We start from the raw sequence: 16,632 nt of genomic DNA on the forward strand, positions 1-16,632 counted from the left end.
CAGCAAAGAATTCTCGTTCATAGGTAGCATATTGAAAAAATATTTTATTTGACAAAAATTTTAATTGAGATAAAATGTCAATAATTAATAACTATGCAATTACCCTTTAGGAAGTTTATGAGCAAATATGCAGAAGAGCTGAAAGCAACAGCTCAGGCAATGGTGGCCAAAGGCAAAGGTATTTTGGCCATGGATGAAAGTAATGGAACTTGCAATAAGCGGTTTGACAAGCTTGGTATTCCTACGACTGAGGAATATCGACAAGCCTATCGGCAACTCATTCTCACAACGCCAGATTTATCCAATTACATCAGTGGACCTATTCTCTTTGATGAGACTATCCGACAATCGACAAAAGAGGGTGTCCCCTTCTTGAGAGTCATTGCTGATGCTGGAATGATCCCTGGTATAAAAGTAGATACTGGGGCTAAAGATTTGGCAGGTCACCCTAATGAGAAAGTAACAGAAGGGTTAGATGGTCTGCGAGAGCGCATCGCCGAGTATTATCAAATGGGGGCACGTTTCGCCAAATGGCGAGCCGTCATTACTATCGGTAACGGTATCCCTAGTCGTGCTTGTATTGAAGCTAATGCTCATGGCCTCGCTCGCTATGCTGCTCTATGTCAAGAAGGAGGAGTTGTCCCGATTGTAGAACCTGAAGTGCTTATTGATGGTAATCACACCCTAGAGCGCTGCTTTGAGGTAACAGATGAAACACTTCATACAGTTTTTAATCATCTCTATACTCAAGGCATTGCTTTTGACCAGATGGTTTTGAAACCTAGTATGGTGATTCCTGGTAAAGACTGCCCAACCCAAGTCAGTGTTGAGGCTGTCGCTGAAGCAACGATTAACTGTCTCCTCAAAAATGTTCCTGCAACTGTAGCAGGTGTTGCTTTCCTTTCAGGAGGTCAATCTATAGAGCAGTCTTCGGAGCATTTAAACGCAATGAATAAATTGTTTGGCAGTCAGTGTCCTTGGCCTGTTACTTTCTCTTATGCTCGTGCCATTCAACAACCTGCACTCGATCATTGGAGTGGTGATAGTAGTCGGATAGCTGAGGCTCAACAAAAGCTTTTAGTCCGTGCTAAGTGTAATGGTGCGGCTAGTCTTGGCGAATATTCTGCTAGCATGGGTGAAGTTCCAGCTCTCGTCTAATTTTTAATTTTCCTGAAAGTAGTAGATATTGTTTTGTGTAGAGTATTTCTGGGGACAGCATTGTTCCCAGAACCTTTTTGATTACAGCTAAATAGTATCGGTTACATTATGAAAATTTCACACTATACCGATCTCCGCTGTGCAATTCGTGGGGTTTGCCATGCTTGGTGTGAAGAGCAAGGCTACACCGACCCTTTTTGTCGTAATGGGGAGTGGTGGGCATATCCTCCTAATGGTGTGATGCCTGTGCAAATCAAAACAGTAATGGGAACAAATTGTCAACGGCCAGTTCAAATTGGAATATTAACCCTGTTTCTCTATCCCGATGGCTTGTTAGCCCCTGAACCTGAGTCAGCTCCCGATTGAAAAATCTCAGCGCTTTTGAGATTAATAAAGTACATCATTAAATAAGCAAAACTTTGTAGAAACCTTTTAAAGAAAATAGCTTGCTGGAGCCTTCATTCACATCCTCACAATCCACTAAGGTATTTGGCATAAAGTATCAGCATTTTTGGAATAGCTCTCAACCCAGAAAATTCAAACCCGTCACCTTTTAGCACAATCTCACCCTTTGTGATTTGGGTTAGGTCTAATAATCTCCAAGAAACAATTCTTGCCCAAGTTAAGTGCTGCACTCCAATACCATTGGTCTGGTTCCGGCTCGACTAAAGATGGTTTCACCCCTGTAAGTTCTGTAATTCATTCTACACCTTTCTCCGTATCTTTAACGCCTACTGCAATGTGGTCAACGCAATGACCATTATCGAAACTGATTATTGAATTCATTTTTATTTCCCTATATCTTATTTCTGCGTAAGTCCTGAATCAATTACACAAAGGATAGTCCAGAGCAACAATCAAATAAGCCTCAACCTGCCTACAATCCTCACAGCAAAGGTATTGAAAATAAACTCCTGACGGATTTGCTTCCACAAAAATTGGTAAAGATTCATTATCTTTACCTAAATACTGATTAGTAAGACTGCTTTTTAGACAGCGATCAGCTCTTCCCACATAAAGCATTGAAAATGGTTTCAGCTTTTTCGGATCGTCTCGATAACGAATTAGGTAAACCCCACGAAGAGAATCTGGCATCCGATCGATTTCCCTAGGATGGAACTGAAACAGAGAACTCCATCCTAGCGCTTCTAGAGGTTTTCCTAAGATTTCCTGGATTGACAAAGATTCAGGGCGTTGATAATTGTCCATAATCCTAAACATATCAATACTTCAGAGAAAGATTATAGCAGTTACGAATGATCCCAATCTCGCTTAATACCTTTACGTTGATTGAGAAACCGATCTATCGCCATCGCTGCAATACACCCATCTGATGCTGCGACTACTGCCTGCTGAAACGGTGTATTCCGAATATCGCCAATCGCCCAAACTCCCTCTACATTGGTTGCCATCATTTCATCTACTTTAACACCGCCATTCTCACAATATGCGATTTGAGGACCAATGTAGTCTGTAATCGGTTTCGAGCCACTTTGATACACAAAAACCCCCTCAACTGGCAAAGAAGTTGCTTCTGATTTTCCTCTGCTTTTCATCAAAATACTTGTTACCCCTGACTCATTGCCCTCGATCGCACTCAGACGGGTAAAATTCCAATGCTTTACGTTTGGTTTACTCAGCAATACCTGAACATGGGCATCTTCCTGCTGTGGTTCATTATTTGTCAGCCAGTGAACAGTAGACGCGAATTTGGTTAGGAACTGGGCCTCTTCAACTGCCTCTGGATTAAGTCCATAAACGGCGACCTCTTTTTGGCGATAAAATGCACCATCGCAAGTTGCACAGTAGCTTACGCCCCTACCTAGAAATTCTGATTCGCCTTGAAGAGAAGATGTGCGACCCATCGCCCCTGTAGCTAAGACAAGCGATCGCCCTACAAAGGTTCCTTCTGGAGTATAAACCTTTTTGGATGACCCTTCTACATCAATGCCAAACACTTGTGCTCGTTGATATGTAGTTCCGAAAGAGATAGCCTGCTCTCGCATCACATCTAGTAATGCATTCCCACTAATATCACCTGCTACTCCAGGATAGTTGGCAATTTTATGGGTAATCGCCAGTGCCCCCACGGCTGGATTCTTGTCCAGAATTACTGTCTTTAAATCTGCACGAGATGTATACAGGGCACAACTACAGCCAGCCGGGCCACCGCCAATGATAACCACATCAAATTCATAAGTTTCCAAAATCTATAGTCCTCGAAAATAATACTTCTGAGATTAAAATACATCTTAATGACACCCCTAGTCCAGATGTTATAGGAATTTGAAAAAAGAATGTTACGAATAGTAAGGTCGATAAAAAGACTTGACAGGAGATGTCCTTTTGAGAAAAAAGATGATTTATGACCTAAAAAATGGTATTGAGGCTATTCTCATGCGACTCCTGACTTCTGACTTCTGACTCCTAATAAACAGCCTAGCCATGTGTAACAAAAATTTATCAAATTGGTATTACTCCTTATTATTAAATGGAATTAATAATTATTAATTATTTGGTAAAGTATAGCTTTGTTCCCTGTTCCCTCAAACCTAAAATTTTGTACTTCATCAGTATGGGAATTGCTGTAACATTTTCTACTGCTGCAAAGTAGCTGCAACTTCTGGCAAAGATAACAACTTTTCATACAAAATATTAGCAAAAAATTCATTGCCAAATACAGAATAATGCCCATCACCTCCCAAGAATACTATTTCTACTTTTTCATTAGATATTCTCTTTCTAAATTCAGCAATTAGATAGATATAAATTATGTTGCGTTTCTCTAACTCTACTTGTAGATATTGTCGCCAAAAATTAGATTCATTTCCATAATAGTCAGAACGAATAGGTAAATAAACTACTACCAATTTACTATTTTTTTTTCTATTTATTTGTGCTAACTCCTCAAATATTTTCATGGCTATAGCAGGAGTTTGAGCAACATATTGATTATTAGTTTCCAACTTTCTCGGAAACAATGTTTGCCATAGATCTAAAAATCTTAACTCTTGAATATATCTGCTGCCTTCTCTAATTTTTGGAAATAAAAAACCACCTCTAGACACAGGAAAATTATGATTAACTAACTCCCCATTTTCTAAAGACAATAATGGTTTCCCATAACCCAAAGACTTTGCAGGTTGCATCCGCACAAAATCATCAGTAATAAAAGCAAATATCTGAATGTTATGCTCAAACTTAGTACCATCACGTTTGTACCATAAATAAACTTGGTCAACACCATTTAAAGTGTGTGAGTCTACTAGGAGGAATTACTACCTTAAATTAGTTTTTGAAAATAAAAATTAATTACTGAAATAAAATCTGGTTATACAGCGATCACGCAACTACATTATCAAATATTCTTTCTCTTCAAACTATTAACTCTTCATTTAAAGACATTTGGTTGAGAAGATAAGCTCTGCCTATAATTGATAAATATTTTTTATATAAAAGCTATCTTGTCATCCGTTTTGATGATGTTTATATTAAAAGTATGAAGTAAAGCAGAGCAAAAGATATGTTTAGTAGCAGTTCAAAAAAGTCAACGATAACAACATTTACACGGACATATTCAGCCACGAATTTACAAGATATAGACAGTGCTAAATCTCCAATTGCTTGGCAAATATATGAAGAGTTTTTAGGCAGCATAGCTAATCAGCAGAAACATCAAATAGCTTCTATGTTTAATGATTACTGTAGACAAAATCCTCATGCTATTGAGTGCAGCATTTACTCATCATAATTCTCTTGGTTTTAACTATATATCATCATTACAATTAATTCAAAATAATAGGAGTAAAAAAATGCAAACTACTACTAATAATTGTCCCCAAAACCCCATTGATGTTTTGCTACAAACTTGCCGTAATTTTATAGAAAATATAGATATTAATAATCCTGAATTTGCCAGAAAATTATGTCAATTGATTCCGGCTCAATGCCCATTTGCCAGAGATATTAAATTCTTTGGTCGTACAGTTTTGCATATTCCACCTCTATGTAAACTAAATCCTTTTTACTATGAACTAATTAGTTTACGTTTTCGCGCCCTAACTTTCTTAGCTGATGTTTGTTTAGAAGATGTTACTCCTTATTGTTAAGCAGAGGGAAGAAGGAAGAAGGAAGAGGGAAGAAGGAAGAGGGAAAAGGGAAAATATTGCTTTGTCTGAATTTTCAGCTTTTGATCTGTTCTAACCTTTTCTTCGACTGCTATAACTACTAGACTGCTATAACTACTAGACATCTCCAAAAATCAAAAATCAAATCAATTCTTATCCATAAATTATCAATTATTTCTCCCTGTTACCCGTTGCCTGTTGCCTCTTTTCTGGAGATGTCTACTCTAGAAGAGACAAAATAGCTAAAATCTAATTACTAATAACTATTAACACCATAAATCATTCCAAAACTCAGAGCTAATACCAAAATGAGGTACACCTATCTTTATTTTTTCTTTCCTGTTCCCTGTTCCCTGTTCCCTGTTCCCTAAAACAAATGAATTTTGTACCTCACCATTATGGAAACTGCTATAACATTTTCTACTGCTGTAAAATAACTGCAACTTCAGGCATAGATAATAACTTTTCATACAAAAGATTAGCAAAAAATTCATTACCAGATACAGAATAATGCCCATTACCACCTAAGAAAGCAGTTTCTACTTGTTCATTTGGCATTCTCTTTCTAAATTCAGCAATCAAATCAATATAAACTATGTTTCGTTTTTCTAATTCAGTCTGTAGATATTGTCGCCAAAAACTAGATTCATTCAGATAATAATCAGAATATATTGGTAAATAAACAACCACTAACTTACTATTTTTCCCTTGATTAATCTTCGCCAACTGTTCAAAGATTTTGATAGCTATAGCAGGAGTTTGAGCAACATATTTATTGTCAGTTTCCATTTTTCTAGGAAACAATGTTTGCCATAGATTTAAAAATCTTAACTCCTGAATATATCTGCCACCTTCTGTAATTTTTGGAACTAAAAAAGAACCTCTAGGCACAGGAAAATTATGATTAACTAACTCCCCATTTTCTAAATACAATAATGGTTTCCCATAACCCAAAGACCTTGCCAACTGCATCCGCACAAAATCATCAGTAATAAAAGCAAATATCTGAATATGATGGTCAAACTTAGTACCATCACGTTTGTACCATAAATAAGCTTGGTCAATACCATATCCCCCTTGACCCATATTAATAGTTTGTAAACGTTGATTGATAGATGTTAATAGTTGACACCATGTTTGGTCATTACTAACACCCCATCCCATTGTAAAAGAATCCCCAGAACAAATTATCCTAACTTTATTAGGGGGGATATTAATACTAAAGTCTTCGCTATTTCTCAAAGATTGAGAATTTGTTCGAAAATATATCCCCGGAGCATACATATTTGGAATATAAACATTAGGAAGATTCACCCATCCTAATAATTCATCATATTGAGTGTGGCGTATTTCGCTAATTGGTTGAACTTTACTGATTTTATAAAACAGTAAAATAATGCTAGATAGACCTTCAACCAAACTTAATATAGACAAACATGAAATTAGATTAATTGAGACAATTTTGAGGATTTTTTTTGTCTGACTTAAATAATTTTTGACCATCAATGTTAGAGTTTTGGAAATCGGGAGATGTGAGGAGCTTAAGAAATAACTCAATTAAAACTTCATTCAGTCAAAAAATTTTCTTGACAATCTACTGGACCGACACAATTAAAATAGTTCATCATATCACTGGGGGGATTCATCTAATTGGCTAAGACTCATTAATTTAACGTGGAAACCGCCCCTACTATTACAAAATTTTATTGGATGTTGAATACCCTTGACATTAATGAAGGTGGCAACCATGCTTGCGGTCGTTTGCGATTGAGAAAGCGAGGTTTACGATAACGAGTCTTGCGACTACGTCTTGATCTTCTTTTTACCCGACGATCGCTTAAGTTATCTCTGACTTGAAACCCTCGATGCCCCAATTCTGCACACCAAACTATGTTGGTATCAGAAACTATTGCCAATCCTGTTGTTTTAGCTCCAGGGTCTATTTTGATTCTCAACTGCTTTATTTCATCTGTTGATTTATCCTTAAGAATAATAGTGAATGGATATTGTCTAAACACTGCTGCTTTGCCTTCAGTTAATAACTTTCTGGCAGCAGCGGGATGCACTGGATTGCATTGCTTTTCGTTCTTATCAAGTACAAAAACCGAATTTTTATTCATTGAAAAAACTCCTGCAAGCAGGGTAATGTTTGCCTCGCCAATGTTGCATTCCTGCACGTCCAAATAGCACCGCTTTACCCCTCGTAAACTTTTAACTATCTAGTTTCAGAGCATGGAACTGACAAGCATCCCAAGGTGAGAACTTTGGCTCTTAAATGCAACGTAGCCTTCAAAAGGCTTAGGCTGGTCAGCTACCTAATTCAACGAGGCACGAAGCCCCGTCTCTTTAGAGCGGGGTGTTGACTTAACTACTACGATGCTCATTATTGTACTTAATTCTAGCACCAGCCCATTGTAGTTTTTCTCTAAGAGTCTGGAAAAATGAATAATTTTCCCGCAAAATAATAAACTTAGCCTGACAATCTGCCATACGCACATCCACCCGTTGTCCCGGCCAAATAGCAGTAGATAGAACTCCATCTGCCCAAAGTTTAGTAGTTAGATCGTGCTCCTGTAGAGGCCAAACACTAACTATACAACCAGGAGGAAGTACAATAGGACGACTAGAAAGACTTAAAGGACAAATTGGAGTAACAGAAATAGAAGCCATACCAGCGTGCATAATTGGTCCATTAGCAGAAGCAGTATAGCAAGTAGAACCAGTCGGACTAGCAACAATAAGTCCATCCCCTTGATATTGGTCTACTACTTCACCATCAACTTCTACTTCCAAAATAGAAGTGGGCATCCTGTCAGCAGAAGCAGGTTTAATACAAAATTCATTCAAAGCTAAAAAGCGATCGCTTGATGGTTCGAGGTTAGTGCGATCGCCATTAAACACTGCTGACTGTAACATCATTCGCAGTTGTACAGCATAGCGGTCTTCAAATAACCTATCCCATACCTTCTCTGTATCCTTAAAATCTTCAAAACTTTCTGTCAAAAATCCCAAATGTCCTCCCACATTAACTGCCAACATTGGAATACCTAGAGCTGCTAAATGTCTTGCAGCAGCTAAAGCACTACCATCTCCTCCTAAAACCACTGCTAAGTCAATTTTATGAGTGCTAGAAGCAAGAAAAACTGGATATGGATTATCTTGTGGTCCACTAGGCCCCATTAACACTTGACAGCCTCTATCTTCCAACTGTCTAGCACATTGTTCTGCATAATGCTGACTCACATCATCTTTGGCCTTATGAGCAATAATTACTCGTTTAATGTCCATAGTTAATATTCTAGATTTTAGATAGAGATTGGCAAAATCTCTGCACCACTGAATCATTGTATAGCAATAACTACGGCCTTTAGGAGTTGGATAATTGCTCTGTTATGGCAGAAGGAAAAAAGAAGAAGGAATCAGGAAGAAGGCGTTTAGTTATCTAGGGGAGAAGGAAAAATCTTGTATTATCTGAGTTTGATTAAATCTAATATAACTACTGTAGAAGGCTCATAGGTAAAAGATGTGTGAAGATTTGCATGAGTTTGATAAAGGTTAGACAAATAATACTGTAAGTATTTGCCTGCTTGACTTTCATATGTTTTTGAAGTGGTAAAATTTATGTTTACTCTGTAAATGCAACTAGAAATTATAACTTTTCTGGCAAAATCATCTGCTTAAATCTGGTTAATTTGTCACTTCCGCAATATTTTATATAAAAATAATTGCCAGAAAAAAAGCCTGAAAGCTATATACAGAGAAGTTTTATTTGGCGTTAAAATCAAAAAAACTAGCAGATTAAATACGTGCGAGCACTTACGCTATTTCCGCTATAAATATATTATCAATTCAGTGCGATCACTGAAGCTATTTCTAGAAGTAGTGCAACAAAGTGGAAGCAGCGATCGTAAATTCTCATAAATTGCACGAATTTAAAGCAAATATGGCCAATTATAGCGCTGCACGCAAGTCAGAAGTCAGAAGTCATATCAAATCCGGTAGCATCGGTGTAATTATTTGGGGATGGGGAGATGGGGAGATCGAGAAATATTTGGTAATGGTTGAAGATGAAACATTTTTTTATACCGAATTAAACGGATTTGAGATCAGAAGTAATCCCTGACGCTCGTTTGAGGATTTATCAATGTCCTAACCTATTTGCGTAGTGCTATAGTATACTAAAAATTATTTCAAGTAAAAAGAAATTCCATAGAACATCCCTAATATTATGTTTGTAGTTGGGCTTTAGCCCTTTAAATACTTACAGTGTGTTTCGTATCAGTGAGATACACCCGTAGCGGGCAAGATGCGCGCACTACAAAGACTTTATCATTAATATTTGTATCTCATATACCAGCAATCTGCTGTATCTTATTGCTCAAACCCAACTACAAGCTTAATTTAACTTTTCTACCGTAAACGTAGCTCCCCCGAAGGGAGAACATGATATAAAACCTAAAAAGCGTCGGGAGGAAGTTAGCCAGCCTGTTTTAACGGCTGGTTGAATAACGACACGCAACGACACGCGGGTAATAAAGCGAAGTAAAAATCTGCTATACTAGAAATGGCAAGTAAGAACAAGGTTTGTCGCCATGACAAGACCGCACTTTGCGGTGAAATTCCGGTGGACAGGAGACGGGGAATTAACTTCCTACGACGGCTGTTTGCGCAGCATTCCGCAGGAAAAGCAAGTAGGCAGCTAGAGCAGCGAGAAGATTGCTCCAACCAGTGCGAGTAAAACCACTCGTGAAAGCTAACAAAAAAAAGTAAACTCACAGCTAGATTTCGATCTATGCCGAGGAGTTTAGGAGTCTGCCCTTCAGGCTTTAAGCAAATGTGGATTTATCATCCCATTTGCGGTGGATTTGCCACAGAATCCAGGGTGTTTCAACCCCTGGAGATGTCAACTAATATCATGTATGGTTGAATTATCCAGACTTGATGAACCTATCCCACTAATAGGATTTTTGCTAAAAAACCTAAATATTTTGAGAGTTAAAAACGAAAAATTAAGCTTTTCAAGAACATTTTACTTAAACAAATAAGCTTGTTAAAAATAGTGGAATAGGTCCAGATCAAGCCTAAAACCTATCACCTTCTTCATAGTAGGGACATTCCATAGAATATCCGGCGTTGGTAAAGCGCATGTATGATATTAATCTTAATTCTTTAGGAGTCAACCCACCCGCGCGCCCCTCCCAAGAGGGGGAGTCAGGAGGACCGAGTCAGGAGGGAAGAAAGAAGAAGAAACCCCGAGTAAAAGGAGAAAGTTTTTTGGTCGCGTAAAGGTCACGGAGTTCTATCGCGATCTTATCCAGACATGATATCATACCTCAAATTACCAACGCCGAATATCCCTACAACCTACGACCTACTTCAACGTGGCCAATAAATTCTAGTACTAGCAGCAATATAACGAGCTACAGCAGCAGCACCATAACGATTTAGATGACTGGGGTCAAAGAAATATTCATTTTTGGCGAGTTGAGGCTGATATAAATTGAAATTTAGGAATGTAAAACTATTTTCTCTTGCTCGACTCTGCATCCACTGATGAAAGTCTTCTTCAGCAGACCAACGCACAGAATCTAAATAACTATCAGAAAGAGGTAAATTAACAAAAACTAAAGGAATATTGCGAGATTTAGTAAAATTAACAACAGAAGTTAAAGCTGTAGCTTGAGTACCCCCAAGATAAAAACTAGCATAGTCGCCATCGTAAAGCCCTGCTACATAAGGTCGTCGCTGATAATAATAAGAAGGATTAAATTGCCCATCCATTGGCAGAAACCCATTAGCATCAATAGCATTGGCAACATCGGCGATCGCTACTGCTTGTACAAATTGAGTAGAATATTGAGGATGAGATGTTAAGTTTGAGGAGTTTTGCGATAGAGGTTTATAAGAATATTTAGTAGTCTTAAAATAGTCAGGATAAAGAGTATTAGAACTATTCCCTACTTCGGTATTTCCTCTGTTGCTGCGCGTTCCCTCTGTTGGTCGGCGTTCCCATCGCAAGGTTTCCTCCCCTAGTTTCCACTGCTTGCTTCTGTCACCGACGCGGGGTCGCACCGCTGTTGTCTGTTCCCTATAATTAATTTCCATTGCTTCCCCTCCCGATATTTCAAAAGGAGAGTAGGGAGGTGCAAATACATTATAAGGTTTGGGAAACTGATAACAGGTAGAAGCAAAGTTAGACTGACCTTGAGGTAACTGGGGACGAACACCAGAAAGTAATTTTCTTTTTCCCTCAGAAGTAACAATTGAATTATAAGTTCGATCTACCCTTCCACTATTAAAAGCTCGTACTCCATCCGCCCAAATAATTAATTTTGGCAGTTGATTATTGTTCAAAAGTTGTCGCAATTGAAAGTCTACTACTTGAGCAGTGGCTCCATTGATACTGAAGTTAAATATGTTTAACGGACGATTGCCTTTAGCTACTAAATATTGTTGTAGTTGTTGCGGATCGACCCCGTATAAGGCGCGGGAACTACCCACAATTAAAACATCTGGCGGACCCACAGTAGCAACAAAAGACAGATAAAGCTCTAACTGGGTGTCGAGAACATCACTATTGAAAGAAACAGGATTATACTGAGAACGTGCAGAAGCTGCTTGTTGTTGGGAGTAAGCTAAATTTCTCATATACTCAGCAACTTTTTTCTCAGCAAAAGCACGTCTGGGGTTTCCTGGTGGTACAGCTTGCATCCAAGCTACTGCCTGTACCCACTCTTGGGCGACCTTATCCCACTGTTGTTTAGTTCTCGCGGTCTGAGCTAACTGTGAGGCTTTTGTGGCAAACCTAACTGCTTGACTGAACGGGTCTACAGAAGCACATTGAGTAGCATTGGAATTTTGAGAAACTAGAGAAATTTGTGAGTTATTTTCTTTGGCGGAAGTTAAATCACAGTTATTAACTGATATAAGATTTTTCTGTGAGGTTGGAGATATTTTGCTCTGAAAATGTTGAGTGGGAATACATCCAACAGTTAGGGTTAGCAAAATAGTTGCCGTCAAAGATTTAAGTAAGCTAGATGAAAGTCTAGCATTATGGAATTGATTTTCTATATTTTGTTGCCAACTACGTTCAGGAGTGGCATCGGATGAATGGATTCTAGTCATAAAAATTTAGGGACGTGGGAAACCAGTCCGTTTTAACGCCTGGATGAAAACTAACTGACAGGTTTTAATCTGTCGTCTAAGTATTGCCTTTCATAACTATTTTCGCTATACTTATATTATATGGCGATAATAGTTGAAATGTATCTTACCCAAAAAAACAAAATTAGGAACTTGTCCATTCAAGAGTTTAAAACTCTCAGACAGTTGTGCAGATTATCTAAAAATATGTACAATGTAGGGGTTTACTCTGTGAGACAGTTTTATTTTGCAGAAGGTGGGTATCTCAGATACGAATCCAACTATCATTACTGCAAAGATAATGAAAATTACCAGCTACTTCAAACCGATATTGCACAACAAACATTAAAAGTTGTTGATAGGTCTTTTAGAGCTTTTTTCAACTTAATAAAAGCTGCCAATGAGAGGCTGTATCGCTTTGAACAAATACGAATGCCTAGATACTTAAATAAAGAGGGGTATTTTCCTTTAATTATACCTCGAATTATCGTCAAAGATGGATATTTTAAAATCCCAATGTCTAGGAAATTTAAGGCTGAGTATGGGGAAGTAAAAATCCCTTTTCCGGAGCGATTAATAGATAAAAACCTAAAGGAAGTTAGGGTAATTCCTAGATATGATGCTAGGTTTTTTGAAGTTGAATTTATTACTGAAGTTGAACCACAACCAGCAAAAAAAACTGACAAAGCTTTAGCTATAGACCTTGGTTTAAATAATTTAGCTACCTGTGTATCAAATACTGGGTCGTCGTTCATTTTGGACGGCAGAAAACTTAAATCAATCAACCAGTGGTACAACAAGGAAAATGCTAGATTACAGTCATTAAAGGATAAACAAGGTATCAAAGGGTTGACAAAGAAACAGGTTAACATCACAGTCAATCGAAACAATAAAGTTAGGGATTATCTGAATAAAGCAGTTAGATATCTCATTAACTGGTGTAGTAAAAGTCAAATATCTACAATTGTTGTAGGTGTTAATCCCGGAATCAAAAAAGATATCAACTTAGGCAAAAAAACTAATCAAAAATTTGTACAGATACCACACTATAGTTTGAGATTAAAGTTAAAAGCTATGTGTGAAAGATATGGATTAACTTATTTGGAACAAGAGGAGTCTTACACATCCAAGGCTAGTTTTTTGGATAGAGACAATATACCTGTTTATCATGCTCATAATTCAACTGAATATAGGTTTAGTGGCAAAAGAATCAAACGTGGTTTGTACAAAACTAAGCAAAATAAATTGATTAATGCTGACTGCAATGGAGCAGCAAATATTGGATTAAAAAGTAACCTGAATGGCTTTATCCCAGACAGACTAGAGGCATCTTTGGCTATGCCATTAAGGGTTAAATTTGACGTGGATTGATCCCGGCAAATTTATTCGGCTTAAGAATTCGCGTGGATTTATCCTGCGGAGTGTCAACTAGACTCCTCTCCATATCTATAGATAATATTTGTGATAGATTATAGTTCCTTTTTTGGCAAGTTTATTTGCCAAGAAGAAACTGGAAACAGGTTTGATATTAAACTGCTAAAAATCTTTGGATTACTTCTTGACTTAAATCTGTAGTATTTCCTGATGCCACAATTCCTCCTTTTTGCATTGCATAATATCGGTCTGCTTTACGCACAAAATGGAGATGTTGTTCTACTAATAAAACAGAAATACCTCTACTTTGAATAATATTTCTCACCGCTGTTTCTATCTCTAAAATAATAGAAGGTTGAATACCCTCAGTCGGTTCATCTAACAAAAGTAAATTAGGCTTACCTATCAATGCACGAGCGATCGCTAATTGTTGTTGTTGACCACCACTCAAATTTCCTCCCATCCTAGATAACATTGTTTTTAGAACAGGAAATAATTCAAATATTTCTTCGAGTATTTCATTTTTTCCTTTTCTATCTTCTTTTCTTGCTTCTAAACCAAGCAATAAATTTTCTTTGACTGTTAACCTAGGTATAATTTCTCTACCTTGGGGTACATAACCAATACCTAGGCAAGCGCGTTGGTCTGGTCGGAGAGTGGCGATCGCTTTACCCCATAAATTAATTTTTCCTGTCTGTGGTCTGAGTAGTCCCATTACTGTTTTTAGTAATGTTGTTTTGCCCACTCCATTTCTACCGATTAAACATACCATTTCTCCAGGTTTCACGGTTAAATCAACATTGCGCAAAATATGACTTTCTCCATAAAATACATTTATATTAGATATTTGTAAGGTGGTATAATCAATTTGATTTTGTCCAGCTTGATTGGGTAGATTAAAATTCATAATTTTTTGATGTTTTTTGATTTTCTATTTTAATAAAGTAAAAACTATAGTGCTAGAGTAAAAATGACTATCATTGGAACTAGAGAAGCAGCTTTTTTGTTGGGTATTTGTTGTCAACGAGTGAGAGTACTTCTTGCTCAAGGTAGAATCAAAGGGGCTTACAAGCGTAAAGGATTCTGGCAGATTCCTCTATATAATAGAATGCCTGTTGTTATACCAGGAAAAAGAGGTCCTCAAGGTGTTTGGTGTAAGGGGCTACGACAAGCACCAACGAGGATTCATGTAAATCAAAGGAAAATTAAAGCTAATGGTAAGAGAATCAAAAACGATCCTCTGATGACTCCTGAACAACTGGTACCAGTAATCACTATGAAAGCAGGAGAGCGTAATGATTTGGGTTATCAAATGGAAATTCATGGTGAATGCCGTATAGTATATCAGCCTTATAATCCTTTATCCTGTGGGGCACGTTTGTGGATCGAGACTTATTCTCCGGTGCAATTTGTGGATACTAAGTTTAATCCTTCAAAAGCAAGGCGACCTTATAGATATACCTGATATTTCAACTTTAAACATTTCAAGTTTTCAGTAAAACCAAGCACGATAAAATGTTTGGTAAAAATTCCTGTTGCTTTTTGCCTGTAAGCATAGTTTTGTAACATTATTTGTTCGGGCATAGTATTAGCGATTGGTTTTTATACTATCAAAACAATGCAATCAATGGATGAAAGATAAATAAAATAGTCAAACAATGAGGTTGAACAACGGAAAAATAGCTTTTTGTTAGCATCTTATATCATACCCGGATAATTGGTGATAAAAAACTTTCTCTTTCGATGTAGTCGATGGGGATATTGCTATCCCTCACCTCTACTACAAAACCGTACATGAGAGTTTCGCTCCTCATACGGCTCCTAAATCGCAGGATTCTTCAAGGTTGGTTATACTTAATTTCGCACCTATATTTCAAGGGTCGCGCAACCTCGCCTTTTAAAGGGAAATATTTTTGGAACGAAGCTCAAATCCCCCTTAAAAAAATAACTTCAGACTTCAGAATTCAGACTTCAGACTTCGTTAACGCGCCTCAGATTTTTTCAACAGCTCCTAAATAAACTTCGATAACTCTTGCATCATTCTGCACCTCATCCATAGTTCCTTGACAAAGTACAGAACCTTGATGTAAAACAGTTACTGTTTTGGCTATTTGACGCACAAATTCCATGTCATGTTCAATCACAATAATTGAATGACTGGCAGCCAAGTTTAACAAAAGAGAACCTATATTTTCTGTTTCTTCATCAGTCAAACCAGCTACGGGTTCATCTACTAATAATAGTTCGGGAGATTGAGCAACTAACATACCTATTTCTAAACGTTGTTTTTCACCATGAGATAAAAAAGCTGCTTTAATATTTGCTTTTCCAACTAAATTTATAGTTTCCAATAAACCAGCAACACTTCTAATTTCTGCGGAAGGAACTTTACGAAATAAAGTAGCAATTACTCCTTTATGGCGATTAATAACTAAATCTAAATTTTCTCTGACAGTTAAATTCAAATAAATCCTTGGTGTTTGAAATTTACGCCCAATTCCCATACAAGCTATTTTATGTTCGGGAATTTTAATTAAATTTTCACCTCTAAATAATACTTTTCCTATTGTTGGTTGAACTTTGCCAGTAATTACATCTAAAAAAGTAGTCTTTCCAGCTCCATTCGGACCGATAATAACTCGCAATTCACCAACATTCATCGTGAAATTGAGATTATTCAGAGCCTTAAAACCATCAAAGCTAACTGTTAAATTTTGAATTTCTAAAATTTTTTCTACCATTTTTTTACTTCATCTGAACCTAATTATTCGTAAGCATTTCCTGGGGAATGCTGCGCAAACAGCGGTCAATTATCAGCTATTGGTACTTA

At 37.3% G+C, this 16,632-nt stretch carries 16 protein-coding genes; 7 read left to right on the forward strand and 9 right to left on the reverse strand.

Annotation, left to right across the window (positions count from 1 at the left end; translation table 11 throughout):
• Window positions 1–93: 93 nt before the first annotated feature.
• Entirely contained in the window at window positions 94–1,158 is a 1,065-nt protein-coding gene (locus F6K27_RS15895) for a class I fructose-bisphosphate aldolase (RefSeq protein ID WP_287275637.1), read from the forward strand.
• 108 nt (window positions 1,159–1,266) lie between these two features.
• Window positions 1,267–1,524, forward strand: coding sequence for a hypothetical protein (locus F6K27_RS15900; RefSeq protein ID WP_287275634.1), 258 nt, complete (start codon window positions 1,267–1,269; stop codon window positions 1,522–1,524).
• 459 nt (window positions 1,525–1,983) lie between these two features.
• Here the strand turns inward: F6K27_RS15900 and F6K27_RS15905 are convergent, their stop codons facing one another.
• The 3 genes from F6K27_RS15905 to F6K27_RS15915 all read right to left on the reverse strand — a co-directional run bounded on the left by F6K27_RS15905 (window position 1,984) and on the right by F6K27_RS15915 (window position 4,313).
• The gene (locus F6K27_RS15905) at window positions 1,984–2,367 is read right to left on the reverse strand and encodes a hypothetical protein (RefSeq protein ID WP_287275633.1); all 384 of its coding nucleotides are present in this window, start codon (window positions 2,365–2,367) and stop codon (window positions 1,984–1,986) included.
• 41 nt (window positions 2,368–2,408) lie between these two features.
• Window positions 2,409–3,365: an NAD(P)/FAD-dependent oxidoreductase gene (locus F6K27_RS15910; protein ID WP_287275630.1), complete on the reverse strand. Its 957-nt coding sequence runs from the start codon at window positions 3,363–3,365 to the stop codon at window positions 2,409–2,411.
• A gap of 390 nt (window positions 3,366–3,755) precedes the next feature.
• Window positions 3,756–4,313, reverse strand: a complete 558-nt coding sequence (locus tag F6K27_RS15915) for a hypothetical protein (RefSeq protein ID WP_287284212.1) — start codon at window positions 4,311–4,313, stop codon at window positions 3,756–3,758.
• Between the two features lie 368 nt (window positions 4,314–4,681).
• On the opposite strand from F6K27_RS15915, the gene F6K27_RS15920 reads away from it, so the two are divergent.
• Both F6K27_RS15920 and F6K27_RS15925 read left to right on the forward strand, forming a co-directional pair.
• A complete protein-coding gene (locus F6K27_RS15920) occupies window positions 4,682–4,909 on the forward strand; it encodes a CP12 domain-containing protein (RefSeq protein ID WP_124146034.1) in 228 nt (75 codons plus the stop codon).
• A 61-nt stretch (window positions 4,910–4,970) separates the two neighbouring features.
• Window positions 4,971–5,267 (forward strand): Mo-dependent nitrogenase C-terminal domain-containing protein, encoded by a 297-nt coding sequence (locus F6K27_RS15925; RefSeq protein ID WP_124146035.1) that lies wholly within the window; start codon window positions 4,971–4,973, stop codon window positions 5,265–5,267.
• Window positions 5,268–5,705: 438 nt separating this feature from the next.
• Here F6K27_RS15925 and F6K27_RS15930 read toward each other — a convergent pair whose 3' ends face one another.
• The 3 genes from F6K27_RS15930 to F6K27_RS15940 all read right to left on the reverse strand — a co-directional run bounded on the left by F6K27_RS15930 (window position 5,706) and on the right by F6K27_RS15940 (window position 8,573).
• Window positions 5,706–6,788, reverse strand: coding sequence for a hypothetical protein (locus tag F6K27_RS15930; protein WP_287275627.1), 1,083 nt, complete (start codon window positions 6,786–6,788; stop codon window positions 5,706–5,708).
• Between the two features lie 200 nt (window positions 6,789–6,988).
• Entirely contained in the window at window positions 6,989–7,405 is a 417-nt protein-coding gene (gene iscB / locus F6K27_RS15935; protein WP_287275624.1) for an RNA-guided endonuclease IscB, read from the reverse strand.
• 244 nt (window positions 7,406–7,649) lie between these two features.
• Window positions 7,650–8,573 (reverse strand): NAD(+) kinase, encoded by a 924-nt coding sequence (locus tag F6K27_RS15940; RefSeq protein ID WP_124146038.1) that lies wholly within the window; start codon window positions 8,571–8,573, stop codon window positions 7,650–7,652.
• A 655-nt stretch (window positions 8,574–9,228) separates the two neighbouring features.
• On the opposite strand from F6K27_RS15940, the gene F6K27_RS15945 reads away from it, so the two are divergent.
• Complete coding sequence (locus F6K27_RS15945) at window positions 9,229–9,408, forward strand: hypothetical protein (RefSeq protein ID WP_287275621.1); 180 nt, start codon at window positions 9,229–9,231, stop codon at window positions 9,406–9,408.
• A 1,253-nt stretch (window positions 9,409–10,661) separates the two neighbouring features.
• Here the strand turns inward: F6K27_RS15945 and F6K27_RS15950 are convergent.
• Entirely contained in the window at window positions 10,662–12,410 is a 1,749-nt protein-coding gene (locus tag F6K27_RS15950; protein WP_287275620.1) for a hypothetical protein, read from the reverse strand.
• Between the two features lie 138 nt (window positions 12,411–12,548).
• On the opposite strand from F6K27_RS15950, the gene F6K27_RS15955 reads away from it, so the two are divergent.
• Window positions 12,549–13,799 (forward strand): transposase, encoded by a 1,251-nt coding sequence (locus F6K27_RS15955; RefSeq protein ID WP_287275661.1) that lies wholly within the window; start codon window positions 12,549–12,551, stop codon window positions 13,797–13,799.
• Between the two features lie 157 nt (window positions 13,800–13,956).
• Here the strand turns inward: F6K27_RS15955 and urtE are convergent, their stop codons facing one another.
• Window positions 13,957–14,709 carry an urea ABC transporter ATP-binding subunit UrtE gene (gene urtE / locus F6K27_RS15960; RefSeq protein ID WP_287275618.1) on the reverse strand — a complete coding sequence of 251 codons (753 nt, stop codon included), beginning with the start codon at window positions 14,707–14,709 and terminating at the stop codon, window positions 13,957–13,959.
• A 63-nt stretch (window positions 14,710–14,772) separates the two neighbouring features.
• Here urtE and F6K27_RS15965 point away from each other — a divergent pair, with 63 nt between their 5' ends.
• A complete protein-coding gene (locus F6K27_RS15965; protein ID WP_287275616.1) occupies window positions 14,773–15,267 on the forward strand; it encodes a hypothetical protein in 495 nt (164 codons plus the stop codon).
• A 526-nt stretch (window positions 15,268–15,793) separates the two neighbouring features.
• On the opposite strand, the gene urtD is transcribed toward F6K27_RS15965, so the two are convergent.
• Entirely contained in the window at window positions 15,794–16,543 is a 750-nt protein-coding gene (gene urtD, locus F6K27_RS15970; protein ID WP_287275614.1) for an urea ABC transporter ATP-binding protein UrtD, read from the reverse strand.
• Window positions 16,544–16,632: the final 89 nt, after the last annotated feature.

This window comes from Okeania sp. SIO2F5 (genome assembly GCF_010692685.1).
GTDB lineage: Bacteria > Cyanobacteriota > Cyanobacteriia > Cyanobacteriales > Microcoleaceae > Okeania > Okeania hirsuta.

Bases quoted from the DNA above. Each gene is read 5' to 3' on its own strand.
- F6K27_RS15895 (WP_287275637.1), top strand. From the start codon at position 94: ATGCAATTACCCTTTAGGAAGTTTATGAGCAAATATGCAGAAGAGCTG.
- F6K27_RS15900 (WP_287275634.1), top strand. From the start codon at position 1,267: ATGAAAATTTCACACTATACCGATCTCCGCTGTGCAATTCGTGGGGTT.
- F6K27_RS15905 (WP_287275633.1), bottom strand. From the start codon at position 2,367: ATGGACAATTATCAACGCCCTGAATCTTTGTCAATCCAGGAAATCTTA.
- F6K27_RS15920 (WP_124146034.1), top strand. From the start codon at position 4,682: ATGTTTAGTAGCAGTTCAAAAAAGTCAACGATAACAACATTTACACGG.
- F6K27_RS15925 (WP_124146035.1), top strand. From the start codon at position 4,971: ATGCAAACTACTACTAATAATTGTCCCCAAAACCCCATTGATGTTTTG.
- F6K27_RS15930 (WP_287275627.1), bottom strand. From the start codon at position 6,788: ATGGTCAAAAATTATTTAAGTCAGACAAAAAAAATCCTCAAAATTGTC.
- iscB (WP_287275624.1), bottom strand. From the start codon at position 7,405: ATGAATAAAAATTCGGTTTTTGTACTTGATAAGAACGAAAAGCAATGC.
- F6K27_RS15940 (WP_124146038.1), bottom strand. From the start codon at position 8,573: ATGGACATTAAACGAGTAATTATTGCTCATAAGGCCAAAGATGATGTG.
- F6K27_RS15945 (WP_287275621.1), top strand. From the start codon at position 9,229: ATGGCCAATTATAGCGCTGCACGCAAGTCAGAAGTCAGAAGTCATATC.
- F6K27_RS15950 (WP_287275620.1), bottom strand. From the start codon at position 12,410: ATGACTAGAATCCATTCATCCGATGCCACTCCTGAACGTAGTTGGCAA.
- F6K27_RS15955 (WP_287275661.1), top strand. From the start codon at position 12,549: ATGTATCTTACCCAAAAAAACAAAATTAGGAACTTGTCCATTCAAGAG.
- urtE (WP_287275618.1), bottom strand. From the start codon at position 14,709: ATGAATTTTAATCTACCCAATCAAGCTGGACAAAATCAAATTGATTAT.
- F6K27_RS15965 (WP_287275616.1), top strand. From the start codon at position 14,773: ATGACTATCATTGGAACTAGAGAAGCAGCTTTTTTGTTGGGTATTTGT.
- urtD (WP_287275614.1), bottom strand. From the start codon at position 16,543: ATGGTAGAAAAAATTTTAGAAATTCAAAATTTAACAGTTAGCTTTGAT.